Genomic DNA, 12587 nt, shown 5'->3' with positions numbered 1-12587 from the left:
CCTAGCGCCCTGTGGTCGAGAAGCGGGCGACAGCGGCCTCGGCCGGGGCAATCGCGTCGGGCGTGCCGACGGTGATCCAGTGGCCCGAGAGCTCAAGCCCGAAGAGCCGCCCGGCAGCAATGGCCTTGTCGAAGCTTGCGTTCAGGCCGAAGGGCCCGCAAGGTGCGCCGTCGAGAAGTTCCGGCGCCAGAACGAAGGCTCCGGCATAGACGACCGGGTTCGGCATGCCGTCCCTGTAGCGCGTCAGCCGACCATCTTCGCCGAGCGAGAAATCCAGCTTGCCGTTGTGACCCGTCGTATCCTCGTTGCGCACTACCAGCATGGCGATGTCCATGCGGTCGGGATCGAAAAATCCGGCTAAGCGGGACAGGTTGCTGGGCCCGTCCGCATGCTCGCCCACCCAGAAAAGATCGGCATTCATAACGAAAAGCGGCTTGCGCGGCAGCAGTTCCAGCCCCTTGACGAGACCGCCGCCTGAATCCATCAGCTGCGCCCGCTCGTCCGAAATCCTGATCTTCGGCCGGTTGCGACGCGCCAGATGCGTTTCCATCTGGTCGGCCAGATGGTGAACGTTGACGACAGCCTCCTCAACGCCGGCTTCAGCCAGCGCATCGAGCACATAGTCGATCATCGGCTTGCCGGCGATCGGCACCAGCGGCTTCGGCATCGTATCGGTGATGGGGCGAAGCCTTGTGCCGAGGCCGGCCGCAAGGACCATCGCGGTGTCGATCTTCATAGAGGACTGTCCTGCTCGCGCGCCCGCCTCATGCGGGCGCTGATTCGCTCAGCAGGATTCCAGCCTCCAGGCACCAATTGCGCAAGGGGGCCAGCGTCTCATGTTCGAAGGCGACCTCCAGATGCCAGAGCGTGCGGGGCATGTGCTGCATGTAATTCGGCAGGTTGTCACGCTTCAGCAGCCGCACCCACAGTCCATTGAGCCGGCAGGCACGCTGCGCCGACATGATCGACCAGTTTTTGAGGAACGCCTTGCGATCGAAGGCACCAGCCGCCTCGCGCGCCTGCATGTAGGTCTCCATCAGGTCGTCCATCAGCGGACGCTCGACGGTGACGCGCGCATCTTGGACTAGCGACACGACGTCGTAGGACGAGGGGCCGATGATGGCGTCCTGGAAATCGATCATGCCGATCTTGCGGAAACCTTCGCGCTCCGGCAGCCAGAGCAGGTTCGGCGAGTGATAGTCGCGCATGACGAGATGGGTCTCGCCAGACAGCGCCTCATCGATCAGGCCGCTCCAGATGGAAAGATAGGCTTCGCGCTCGGCAGCCGTCGCCTGAGCGCCATTGCGCTTCCATGGAATATGCCAGTCGAGCAGCAACTCGACTTCATAGAGCAGGGCAGCCTTGTCGAAGGCCGGAACCTGGTGGATCCCGCTATCGTCGATCGGGAGATCGCGCGCGATCGGAAGCTGGTGATATTCGGCAAGGCACAGAACGGCCTCGTGGTAGCGTTCCGCAATCGGTTTGCGCTGCGCATCGATCACGCCTTCGTTGCCGAGATCTTCGACCAGAAGAATGCCCTGATCCTGGTCGGCCTCATAGATTTCCGGCGCCGACAGCCCGATGCCGCGCAGGTAGCGATCAACCGCAATGAACGGCCGCACATCCTCGGCAAGGTGGACTAGCTGCGAATAGGTCTTTCCGTTGCGGATCACCGGTCCGTTGGAGCGCGCAGGCGAATCCATCAGCACGATGCCGCGCCCGTCCGCCGTCTGGATGCGCTCATAGGCCCGGAAGGAGGAATCGCCGGTCAGGAAGCTCCGGCGTGCGCCGGAATAGCCGCGCGTGTCGAGAAAGCTGCGAATGTCGATCACGCGCTTGACGCGCGCAAGACGCTTCTCCGGCCCGGTGATCGTGGCACGCCGACCCGCACCTTCGTTCTTCAGTTCGATGCGCAGCAGGTCTTCCGGCAGGCGATTGCCCGCCCGTTCGGGCCATTCGACAAGGCAGACGCCGGTGTCGAGAATTTCGTCGAAACCCAGCTCGTCAAGCTCGCTCGAATCGCTGATCCGGTAAAGATCGAAATGGCCGACCTGAAACCGCAGGTCATAAACCTGCACGAGCGTGAAGGTCGGGCTTGGCACTTCCAGAGACGGATCGCAGGCCAGTGCTCGCAAGGTGGCGCGCGCCAACGTCGATTTGCCGGCACCCAGATCGCCATCGAGCGCCACGCAGAGCCCGGGTCCCAGAGCCAGAGCCAGATCTTCACCGAAGCGGAGCGTTGCGGCTTCGTCAGCAAGATGAAGCGAGATGGATCCCATGCGGGTCACTCCGCAGCGGCGATCGCGCCCATGTCGGGCATGATTTTCGATGGAATCCGGCAGGTGACTTCCGTCCCGCGACCTTCGACGGAATCAATGGTGACCTGACCGTCATGCAGCGTGACGAAGCTGTCGACGATGGCGAGCCCCAGCCCGGCACCGCTGCCCTTGCCATGCGATTCGAAGCGGTTGAACACCGTGTCGAGAACGTCCTTGGGAATGCCCGGCCCGTCGTCGGAAACCTTGAAGACGAAATCGTTGCCGTCGCGCCAGCATTTCAACCGGATCGTGCTGTGTTCGGGCGCGAAATTGGCGGCGTTTGTCAGAAGCTTCAGCAAGATCTGCTTGAGGCGCTGGCGGTCCGCATTGATCGTCCCGAGTCCTGCGGGCGCGGTGATCTGCAGGGTAATGTTCATCTCCTGCAGCCGTTCGGCGATCTGCTGCGCGACGTCGTCCAGGAAGCCATCGAGCGCAATCGGCGCAAAGTCGAGCTGCATGATGCCGGCATCGACCGTCGCGAGATCGAGGATGTCGTTGACGATCGTGAGAAGGATCGAGGAGGAGGACGAAATATGCTCGACATATTCCGCCTGCCGCTCGTTCAGCGTCCCGAGCGCCGGCGTCTTCAGGAGATCGGTGAAGCCGATGATGTTGGTGAGCGGCGACCGCAATTCGTAGGAAACGTGCTGGACGAAATCGTTCTTGATCTCGTCGGCCTTTTGCAGGGCTGCGTTCTTTTCGGTGAGCGCCCGTTCTGCCAGCACGCTGTCCGTCATGTCGACAAATGTCAGCATGGTCTGGGCGTTGGGGAGCGGGGTGACGGCATAGTCGAGCACGAGGCCGGTGTTGAGCTCCAGCGTCCCGCTGAAATTGGCGCGTTCATCCTCGAAGCTGGTGATGAGCTGTCCGAAGTGCCGCCAGCCGTCTGCCTGGCCATAGGCGGCCGAGCAGGCCGTCTCGACGGCGCGGATATGCGTGCCGGGCTTGGCGGCGTCTTCACCCAGGCCCCAGAGTTTGCGGAAGGCGGGGTTGGAAATCCGGATCTTGCCATCCGGCCCAAACACCGCCACGCCCTCGGCGAGGTGATTGATCGTCTCTTCCTGCACCTGGACGAGCGAATTGTAGAGCGTTTCGAGATTGACCTTCTCGGTCAGGTTCTCGAACACCCAGGTCGCTCCGCCCTGCGGAAGCGCATTGGCGAAAACGCGCAGGGTCTGGCCGTTCGGCAGATACCAGATGTCGGTCTGCGTCTCGACGGCGCGATAGACGCTGAGCGCATGTTCGCGCCAGGATTTCCAGTTGAGCTGCTCCGGCAGGCGGCCCTTGGCGCGCAACCGGTCGAGAAGCGCGCCGTTGTCCGGGCGCGATTCGAGGAAGACGAGGTCCAGTTCCCAAAGCTGCTGGAAGGCCTGATTGTAGAATTGCAGGCGCTGGTCCTTGTCGAAGATCGCGACCGGCGTGCCGAGATGATCGAGGATCTCCGCGTGGCTCTTCAGCGTTCGCTTCAGCTCCTCGCGCAGCGCCTCCTGAGCCGTCGTGTCGATCGCCATGCCGGCCGTGCCGCCACGGCTCTTCACGTCGAAGACTTCGTAGAAGGTGCGCTCGCCGCGAACCACGGTCGAAACCTTGTCATGAAAGGGCGTATCCGGGGTCATCGTGGCGCGGATCTTCTCGCGTGCGACCGTCGGCAACAGCTCGCGGCCCTCGCGCAGGGCCTCGTCGCGGGTTTTCGCTTCGACCGCGCCGCTATAGGCCTCGTTGACCCAGTTCAGCCGGCCTTCGGTGTTGCGCTGCCAGACAGGCATGTCGATCGTGTCGAGGAGAGCCTGGAAGGAGGCGATCGTCGCCGCCAGCCGGTCGCGTTCGATCTGCAGCTCGGCAAGCTCCGCCCGCAGGCTGTTGAGCGCGATGAAACGCACGAAGGAGCGTCCGCCGGTCACGCGTCCCTGGGCCTCGATGGCTTCGCCGCGCTGGCTTTCGACCACGAGATCAAAGGACGTGCCCTGACCGCGCAGCCGGTCGATGGCGCTTTCGATCTCGGAGGCCGAGCGGGGGCTGAGCCACCGGCCAAAGGCGATGAAATCGCGATCCTGCACCGGCGCGCCGGTTTCCAGCGGCAGTTGACCGATGATCTCGACCTGGCCGGAAAGCCCGTCCCAGATGACGATGCGGCGGTTCTTGTCGGCAATCAGCGCCTGATAGCTGGAGATCTTCTGGCTGGCTTCCGAAAGCGCGCTGCGGATTTCCCGGCTTTCCGCCTCGACCGAATTGCGGCGACGGGCGTTCCAGAACGAGGAGATGAAGGCGGCCGAGAGGATGCCGGCGAGAATGGCGGCGCCGGCAATGCCACCGGTGGTGTAGAGCGAACCCACCGAAGGCGAAGCGGCAAAGACATCCGTCGCGGTCAGCGCGGTCGTTGCGGTCATGAACACGCGAATTGATTTCAAGGGGCTATTCTTCTTGTTGGGCGAACCGGATGTCTGTCCCGATGTCATGTCCGGTTTTTCTCCATGCAGCTCATGCAAAGGCCGAAACGGCCATTCCAGGCACAGCCTGCCACGAAGAACTTGTGCGAAGGCTGCGCGAAACGGCCATGCGGCGGCCTGCGCAAAACAGTCCAAAACTGTCGAATCAGTGTCGGTGACAATACTGCCAACGGGAATCGCCATAAAGCGAAATGCCCAAAAAAGAGCCGCCGGCAGGTTGCCCTGCCGGCGGCGACTATATCTTGTGGTAGTGACTGATCTAGATCAGTAGCGGTAGTGTTCCGACTTGAACGGGCCGGTCTGACCGACGCCGATATAGGCTGCCTGCTCTTCCGAAAGCTCGGTCAGCTTTGCGCCGAGCTTGGAGAGATGCAGACGGGCAACCTTTTCGTCGAGGTGCTTCGGCAGAACGTAAACTTCGTTCTTGTAGTTGGCGCCACGGACGAAAAGTTCGATCTGGGCGAGAACCTGATTCGTGAACGAGGCCGACATGACGAAGGACGGATGGCCCGTCGCGTTGCCGAGGTTGAGCAGGCGGCCTTCCGAGAGAAGGATCATGCGGTTACCCGCGGGGAACTCGATGAGGTCGACCTGCGGCTTGACGTTGGTCCACTTCAGGTTACGGAGTGCCGCGACCTGAATTTCGTTGTCGAAGTGGCCGATATTGCCGACGATCGCCATGTCCTTCATCGCGCGCATGTGCTCGATGCGGATGACGTCCTTGTTGCCGGTCGTGGTGATGAAGATGTCGGCCGAAGACACGACGTCTTCGAGCTGGACGACTTCATAGCCGTCCATGGCTGCCTGCAGCGCGCAGATCGGGTCGACTTCCGTGACCTTGACGCGTGCGCCGGCGCCCTGGAGCGAAGCGGCCGAACCCTTGCCCACGTCGCCGTAACCGCAGACGACGGCAACCTTGCCGGCCATCATCACGTCGGTGCCGCGGCGAATGCCGTCAACCAGCGATTCCTTGCAGCCATACTTGTTGTCGAACTTCGACTTGGTGACAGAGTCGTTGACGTTGATGGCCGGGAAGGGCAGCAGGCCCTTCTTGGCGAGCTGGTACAGACGGTTGACGCCCGTCGTGGTTTCTTCCGTCACGCCCTTGATGGCGTCGCGCTGGCGGGTGAACCAGCCCGGCGATGCCTGCAGACGCTTCTTGATCTGTGCGAACAGGATTTCTTCTTCTTCCGAGCCGGGGTTCGACAGCACGTTCTCGCCGGCTTCGGCGCGGGCGCCGAGCAGGATGTACATGGTGGCATCGCCGCCATCGTCGAGGATCATGTTGGACACGCCACCGTCGGTCCACTGGAAGATCTGGTCCGTGTAGGTCCAGTATTCATAGAGCGATTCGCCCTTCTTCGCGAAAACCGGGATACCGGCGGCGGCAATGGCTGCAGCGGCATGGTCCTGCGTCGAGAAGATGTTGCAGGAGGCCCAACGGACTTCCGCGCCGAGCTTGACCAGCGTTTCGATCAGAACCGCGGTCTGGATCGTCATGTGGAGCGAGCCGGTGATGCGTGCGCCCTTCAGCGGCTTCGTCGTGCCGAATTCCTCGCGTGCGGCCATCAGGCCCGGCATTTCGGTTTCGGCAATTTGGATTTCCTTGCGGCCAAAATCGGCAAGGTTGATATCGGTGACGATATAGTCGGTGGCTTTGCTCATCAAATTCTCCAGATCCGGCGGAAACAGGGCTTGAAAATGCAAACCCCAAACGGACGCAATGCCGGTCATCGGCGTCCGAGAAATGGATGTGCGCTATGTATCAGCGATAGGGTGTTTTGGCAATCGGGATATAAAGAAGTCTTTATGTCTTTATATCGCAGGATGAATCAACCGTTAGGAACGGCTGTCGAAGGCCGCGCATCCCGCCAACCCCGATGAAAGGAATTCAGGCTTCCTCGCCGAACTTGTCGGCGATGAGGGCAGCAATCGCCTCGAGCGCGACATCGGCCTCGGCACCATCCGCCTCGACCATGATCGTGCAGCCCGGGCTTGCCGCCAGCATCATCAGGCCCATGATCGAGGTTCCGCCGACGGTCATGCCGTCCTTGGACACGGCGATCTTGGCATCGAAGCCTTCGACGGTCTGGACGAATTTTGCCGACGCGCGCGCATGAAGACCGCGTTTGTTGATGATCAGAAGCTCACGTGAAACGGACACCTTTAGGTCTTGCTCCCGATCTTGAGGTTATTTGCTGGCAAGCACGCTGCTCGCAACGTTGATGTACTTTCGCCCGGCTTCCGAGGAATCCGTCAGCGCCTTCTGCATGTTGTTTTCGCCGCGAATGCCGGCAAGCTTGATCAGCATGGGAAGATTGACGCCGGCAATGACTTCGACCCGGCCGGCAGACATGACCGAGATGGCAAGGTTTGACGGCGTACCGCCGAACATGTCCGTCAGGATGATGACCCCGTGGCCTTCATCCGCACGCATGACCGAATCAAGAATATCCTGCCGGCGCTGATCCATGTCGTCTTCGGGCCCGATCGAGACGGTCTCAAGCTGCTTTTGCGGCCCGACCACATGTTCGAGGGCATGACGAAATTCTTCAGCCAGCTTGCCATGGGTGACAAGCACAAGTCCGATCATGTCGCATTTTGCTCCATTGCACAGTCCAGAGGCACGCCTGTTATCGCATTGCAATAATAACGTCCACCGGCAAGGTGGCCATCATGGCGAGGAAATTTTGAAGTGCAAGAGCAAAATAGGGGCCTTCAAGGGGCTCAAACGGGCGAAATCACGCTCTTGCCGCCGCTATCCGCAGCAATATGTCCAGCGTTTCTGCCGACGGCTGAGGCAATCGCAGCAACGGAAGTGAACCGATTCCTTCCATGTGAAACTGCTCGTTCTCCGGGGGGAGGCGATCCGAATTCCGGGCATCGACCGGCTGCACCGCATAGTCCATGACCGCTGCGGAAATGGCAGGCACATCAACGATTTCTGCGCCGCGCACTTCGGCGCGTCCGGCAATCGTGTCGATCGCTTCGGCGACCACCCGGCCGGACCTTACAGAGATCATGACCTGGTCGTCGCCCACGAATGCGGCAAAGATCGCCCGCGATTGCGCCTGCGCTGCGCAGGCCAATGCGCTCTCGGTCTTTCCGCTTCCCGAAGGTCCGATGAACAGAAACCCTTTCGTGCCGATGACGATCGCCGTCGCATGAAGGTTTCGGGCGTTGGTGGTCATGCTTCTTTGAAGGCGGGCAGGGTCAGGATGAAGCGCGCGCCCGCAGGCTTTTCACCATCGTTGGAGGTCAAGTTCTCGGCGTGGAGCGTCCCCTGGTGGGCTTCAGCGATCTGGCGGCTGATCGAAAGACCGAGGCCGGAATTCTGGCCGAAGTCCTCGCCATCCGGCCGGTCGGTATAGAAGCGTTCGAAAATGCGCTCGATGTCTTCCGCCTGGATGCCAGGACCATTGTCCTCGACGACAACGATGCACTGGTGACGGTTGCGCGTCAGCTTCACGAGGATGCGACCGTTTTCGACCGGAACGAACGAGCGGGCGTTCTCGATCAGATTGGTGATGATCTGACCGATGCGCAGGTCGTGACCCGGCACGCGGAACCCTTCCTTCGCCGCCCTGGCGCTGCGGTCGACCTGCAGATCGATCGTCACCGGCTTCTTGGCGCTGCGGATTTCACGTGAAATGTTGACCAGATCGCCGAGCAGCTTTTCGAGATCGACCTCGCGCTGGTCGACGCGCGCCAGTTCGGCATCGAGACGCGAGGCGTCCGAGATGTCGCTGATCAGGCGGTCGAGGCGTCGAACGTCGTGCTGGATGATATCCATCAGCCGCTGTTTCGACGTGTCGGTCTTGGCGAGAGGCAGGGTCTCGACCGCGCTTCGAAGCGAGGTAAGGGGGTTCTTCAGCTCGTGGCTCACGTCGGCGGCAAACTGCTCGATCGCATCGATGCGATCGTAAAGCGCATTCGTCATGCCGCGCAGCGCGATCGACAGGTTGCCGATTTCGTCCTGGCGGTCGGAGAAGTCCGGGATCTCAGCCCGCTCCTTGCCGCGCCGGACGCGAATGGCAGCGGCGGAAAGCCGGCGCAACGGTGTGGCGATCGTCGAGGAGAGAAGCAGCGACACGATGACGTTCACCAGTGTCGCGACGCCAAAGACGCGCAGGATCGCGAAGCGCTCCGCATGGACAATCTTGTCGATGTCGCCTGCCTGTGTCGAAAGCAGGAGAACGCCAAGAACGGCGCGGAAGCGCTGGACCGGAACGGCAACCGAGACGATCAGTTCGCCGTCATCGGTGATGCGGACCACCGCCCCGCGCACGCCGGTCAGCGCGTTCATCACTTCCGGATAGATCGAACCGTCGCCGCCGGGCGATTCCTTGTAGACCGGCAGATCGCTCTGCTGCAGCAGCCGATTGAAGAAATTCGCAACCCGGTCGGTCCAGCTGACCGGCTCGCCTTCGAGCGGCGGAAGGTCGAAGCGCAGCACCTGCGCGCCGGTATAGAGGTGCTTGGAATCGAGGATCAGATTGGCGTCGGCATCATAAATGCGCGCCCGCGTTCTCGTCGGCGAGATCAGGCGGCGGAGCACCGGGGCGACGCGCTGCGGAACGATCGGAAATTCCAGATCCTCGTCATTCGGAACCGGGGTGATGCTCTGCCCCGCCTGAAGCTCGAGAAGCTTTTGCGGATCGATGGTGATCGAGTTCGTGTCGACCGAGGCCGAGGCGGCGATGGCGCCCGAGATGATCTCGCCCTGCGTCAGCAGGCTCTCGACGCGCGCGTCGATCAGGCCCTCGCGGAACTGGTTGAGATAGAGAATGCCGCCGACGAGGACGATGAGGGCGGTGAAGTTGAAGAAGAGAATGCGGCGCGTCAGGCTCGAGAAGACCGCGTGGCGCAGAATGCGACGGATGCGCGGGAACGGCCAGAAGCGCAAGCGACCGCGGCGACGCCTTTCGCCGGCGTCCACCGTGTCTTCGAAGCCGTTGTCGAGAGTGTTATCCGCCAATTCTGCTGTCCGTGTCGCCCCGTTGCGACACGCAGGGCTCGCACGAAACAGGCCCCGCGTTCAAATTCATGTCTGTCGGTGATCGGCGGTTCAGGCGGCTTCGCGGAACCTGTATCCGACGCCATAGAGCGTCTCGATCATGTCGAATTCCGTGTCGACCATCTTGAACTTCTTGCGCAGCCGCTTGATGTGGCTGTCGATCGTCCGGTCGTCGACATATACCTGTTCGTCATAGGCGGCGTCCATAAGCGAATCGCGGCTTTTTACCACGCCCGGGCGCTGCGCCAGCGAATGCAGGATGAGGAATTCCGTCACCGTCAGCGTCACCGGCTCGCCCTTCCAGGTGCAGGTATGGCGCTCCTGGTCCATGATCAGCTGCCCGCGTTCCAGCGAACGCGACGGTGCCGTTGCGGCCGCGCCCGGCTTCGGGTTGGCCCCGGCAATGGCAGCAGCCTCGCGGCTGGCGGCACGGCGAAGCACGGCCTTGACGCGCTCGACCAGCAGGCGCTGCGAGAAGGGCTTGGTGATGAAATCGTCCGCGCCCATCTTCAGGCCGAACAGTTCGTCGATCTCTTCATCCTTGGAGGTGAGGAAGATCACCGGCAGGTCCGACTTCTGCCGCAGGCGGCGCAGCAGCTCCATGCCGTCCATGCGCGGCATCTTGATGTCGAAAATTGCGAGCTGCGGAGGCCGGGCCAGCAGACCTTCGAGTGCGGAAGCGCCATCGGTATAGGTCTCCACCTTATAACCTTCGGCTTCGAGGGCGATCGAAACAGACGTCAGGATGTTCCGGTCATCGTCCACGAGTGCAATCGTCAGCATGGGCATTCATCTCCTTGGGAATCGCGCGGTGCGGCCGGCATGTCTGGTGGCCACGCCCGTTGAGTCGGATCGTTTCATGAGGATAAAGGTGGAACAAATTGTGGCAAGCACAAAGAACGGCGGCTGTCGGGCTTTTTTACCGGCCAGTAAAAATCGCGTTTGTGCGCCAACTTTCAAACGATTTAAAAAAGAGAGGGAAAAATTAAATCGATTAATTTATTGATATCATTGTAAAATTCTACTTTTTGCCGATTGTCTTTTTAAAAAACTCTGCCTATGTTCCGCCCATCGACGGTGCAACCAGTGAGAAAAGGAATTTGCACGATGGAGGAGCTCGGCGTTCGCAACCAGGCTAACGGTCTGGCAAAGATCGGCTTCAGGAATCTGGCGACAGTTCGCTATAACTTTCTGGAAGCCTCCCTTTACGAAGAAGCCATCCGCAACGGCGAAGCCGTCCTGACGGCCGATGGTGCGCTGCGCGCCATGACCGGTCAGCACACGGGCCGCTCCGCCAAGGACAAGTTCGTCGTCCGCGACGCCAAGACCGACGGCCAGATCTGGTGGGACAACAACAAGCCCATGTCGCCGGTGCATTTCGAAGTGCTCTACAACGACATGCTGCAGTTCGCTGAAGGCAAGTCGCTTTATGTGCAGGACCTCATCGGTGGCGCTGATGCCGCCAATGCACTGCCCACCCGCGTTGTCACCGAATATGCCTGGCACTCGCTCTTCATCCGCAACCTGCTGATCCGCCCGGAACAGTCGGCGCTCGCAAGCTTCCTGCCGAAGCTGACGATCATCAACCTGCCGTCGTTCCGCGCCAATCCGGAGCGTCATGGCTGCCGCACCGAGACCGTCATTGCCTGCGACCTTGAAAACGGCGTGGTTCTGATCGGCGGCACGTCCTATGCCGGCGAAATCAAGAAGTCGGTCTTCACGGCGCTGAACTACCTGCTGCCGGCCAGGAAGGTCATGCCGATGCACTGCTCGGCCAACGTTGGCCCGGCCGGCGACACGGCCGTGTTCTTCGGCCTGTCCGGCACCGGCAAGACCACGCTCTCGGCTGATCCGAGCCGCACGCTCATTGGCGACGACGAGCACGGCTGGGGCGAAGAAGGCGTCTTCAACTTCGAAGGCGGCTGCTATGCCAAGACGATCCGTCTGTCGGCCGAAGCCGAACCGGAAATCTACGCCGCTTCGCGCCGCTTCGGCACGGTTCTGGAAAACGTGGCTCTCAATGATGCCCGCGTTCCGGACTTCGACGATGCGTCGGCCACGGAAAACACCCGCAGCGCCTATCCGCTGCACTTCATCCCGAACGCCTCGGACACGGGTCGTGCGGGCCAGCCGAAGAACATCATCATGCTGACGGCTGACGCCTTCGGCGTTCTGCCTCCGATCGCCAAGCTGACGCCCGAACAGGCCATGTACCACTTCCTCTCCGGCTACACCGCCAAGGTTGCCGGGACGGAAAAGGGCGTGACCGAGCCGGAAGCCACCTTCTCGACCTGCTTCGGCGCACCGTTCATGCCGCGTCATCCGTCGGAATACGGCAACCTGCTGAAGGATCTGATCGCCAAGCATGGCGTCAACTGCTGGCTCGTTTCCACCGGCTGGACCGGCGGCGCTTACGGCACCGGCAAGCGCATGCCGATCAAGGCAACCCGTGGATTGCTCACGGCTGCTCTCGATGGCTCGCTGAACAATGTCGAGTTCCGCGTCGACCCGAATTTCGGCTTCCGCGTCCCGGTTGCCGTTGAAGGTGTCGATACGGCGATCCTCGATCCGCGTTCGACCTGGTCCGATGCCGCTGCCTATGACGCCCAGGCCCGCAAGCTGGTCGACATGTTCGTCGCCAACTTCGCCAAGTTCGAAAAACATGTCGATGGCAGCGTCCGTGACGCCGCCCCCGGCACCCGTCTGGCGGCTGAATAAGCCAGAGGACCACAGACGGATTCACGTGAAACCCGGTGCGCTCGGCAGCGCACCGGGTTTTCCGTTTCTTGCGGGATGTTCCAAGGC

11 protein-coding genes are annotated in these 12587 nt (G+C 61.5%); 2 read left to right on the top strand and 9 right to left on the bottom strand.

Annotated features, from left to right (window positions below; translation table 11 throughout):
- Window position 1 precedes the first annotated feature (1 nt).
- The 9 genes from LQK84_RS17020 to LQK84_RS16980 all read right to left on the bottom strand — a co-directional run bounded on the left by LQK84_RS17020 (window position 2) and on the right by LQK84_RS16980 (window position 10565).
- Complete coding sequence (locus tag LQK84_RS17020; protein WP_230829926.1) at window positions 2-736, bottom strand: nucleotidyltransferase family protein; 735 nt, start codon at window positions 734-736, stop codon at window positions 2-4.
- A 28-nt stretch (window positions 737-764) separates the two neighbouring features.
- A complete protein-coding gene (gene tsaE, locus LQK84_RS17015) occupies window positions 765-2288 on the bottom strand; it encodes a tRNA (adenosine(37)-N6)-threonylcarbamoyltransferase complex ATPase subunit type 1 TsaE (RefSeq protein WP_230829925.1) in 1524 nt (507 codons plus the stop codon).
- A complete protein-coding gene (locus LQK84_RS17010; RefSeq protein ID WP_442966977.1) occupies window positions 2285-4774 on the bottom strand; it encodes an ATP-binding protein in 2490 nt (829 codons plus the stop codon). The genes tsaE and LQK84_RS17010 overlap by 4 nt, the downstream gene beginning before the upstream one ends.
- 255 nt (window positions 4775-5029) lie before the next feature.
- The gene (ahcY, locus tag LQK84_RS17005) at window positions 5030-6430 is read right to left on the bottom strand and encodes an adenosylhomocysteinase (protein ID WP_230829924.1); all 1401 of its coding nucleotides are present in this window, start codon (window positions 6428-6430) and stop codon (window positions 5030-5032) included.
- Between the two features lie 226 nt (window positions 6431-6656).
- Complete coding sequence (locus LQK84_RS17000) at window positions 6657-6929, bottom strand: HPr family phosphocarrier protein (protein WP_230829923.1); 273 nt, start codon at window positions 6927-6929, stop codon at window positions 6657-6659.
- Between the two features lie 27 nt (window positions 6930-6956).
- On the bottom strand, window positions 6957-7358 hold the full coding sequence (locus LQK84_RS16995; RefSeq protein ID WP_230829922.1) for a PTS sugar transporter subunit IIA: 402 nt from the start codon (window positions 7356-7358) through the stop codon (window positions 6957-6959).
- A gap of 148 nt (window positions 7359-7506) precedes the next feature.
- Window positions 7507-7956, bottom strand: coding sequence for an HPr kinase/phosphorylase (locus tag LQK84_RS16990; RefSeq protein ID WP_230829921.1), 450 nt, complete (start codon window positions 7954-7956; stop codon window positions 7507-7509).
- Window positions 7953-9704 carry a sensor histidine kinase gene (locus LQK84_RS16985; RefSeq protein ID WP_230830064.1) on the bottom strand — a complete coding sequence of 584 codons (1752 nt, stop codon included), beginning with the start codon at window positions 9702-9704 and terminating at the stop codon, window positions 7953-7955. Before LQK84_RS16985 ends, LQK84_RS16990 begins: the two co-directional genes overlap by 4 nt.
- Window positions 9705-9833: 129 nt before the next feature.
- Window positions 9834-10565: a response regulator transcription factor gene (locus LQK84_RS16980; protein WP_230829920.1), complete on the bottom strand. Its 732-nt coding sequence runs from the start codon at window positions 10563-10565 to the stop codon at window positions 9834-9836.
- Between LQK84_RS16980 and LQK84_RS16975 the strand changes: the two genes are divergently transcribed.
- Window positions 10564-10788 (top strand): hypothetical protein, encoded by a 225-nt coding sequence (locus LQK84_RS16975; protein WP_230829919.1) that lies wholly within the window; start codon window positions 10564-10566, stop codon window positions 10786-10788. The two genes, LQK84_RS16980 and LQK84_RS16975, sit on opposite strands and share 2 nt — an antisense overlap.
- A 101-nt stretch (window positions 10789-10889) precedes the next feature.
- Window positions 10890-12500: a phosphoenolpyruvate carboxykinase gene (locus LQK84_RS16970; protein ID WP_230829918.1), complete on the top strand. Its 1611-nt coding sequence runs from the start codon at window positions 10890-10892 to the stop codon at window positions 12498-12500.
- The last annotated feature ends 87 nt before the right edge of the window (window positions 12501-12587 follow it).

Source organism: Rhizobium sp. C4, assembly GCF_021026315.1.
Lineage (GTDB): Bacteria > Pseudomonadota > Alphaproteobacteria > Rhizobiales > Rhizobiaceae > Ensifer_A.
This window is presented reverse-complemented; position numbering and strand designations above follow the sequence as displayed.

What these genes read in the sequence shown, in the direction of transcription:
- ahcY (WP_230829924.1), bottom strand. Translation starts at nt 6,430, where the DNA reads ATGAGCAAAGCCACCGACTATATCGTCACCGATATCAACCTTGCCGAT.
- LQK84_RS17020 (WP_230829926.1), bottom strand. Translation starts at nt 736, where the DNA reads ATGAAGATCGACACCGCGATGGTCCTTGCGGCCGGCCTCGGCACAAGG.
- LQK84_RS16995 (WP_230829922.1), bottom strand. Translation starts at nt 7,358, where the DNA reads ATGATCGGACTTGTGCTTGTCACCCATGGCAAGCTGGCTGAAGAATTT.
- LQK84_RS16980 (WP_230829920.1), bottom strand. Translation starts at nt 10,565, where the DNA reads ATGCTGACGATTGCACTCGTGGACGATGACCGGAACATCCTGACGTCT.
- LQK84_RS17010 (WP_442966977.1), bottom strand. Translation starts at nt 4,774, where the DNA reads ATGACATCGGGACAGACATCCGGTTCGCCCAACAAGAAGAATAGCCCC.
- LQK84_RS16975 (WP_230829919.1), top strand. Translation starts at nt 10,564, where the DNA reads ATGGGCATTCATCTCCTTGGGAATCGCGCGGTGCGGCCGGCATGTCTG.
- LQK84_RS16970 (WP_230829918.1), top strand. Translation starts at nt 10,890, where the DNA reads ATGGAGGAGCTCGGCGTTCGCAACCAGGCTAACGGTCTGGCAAAGATC.
- LQK84_RS16990 (WP_230829921.1), bottom strand. Translation starts at nt 7,956, where the DNA reads ATGACCACCAACGCCCGAAACCTTCATGCGACGGCGATCGTCATCGGC.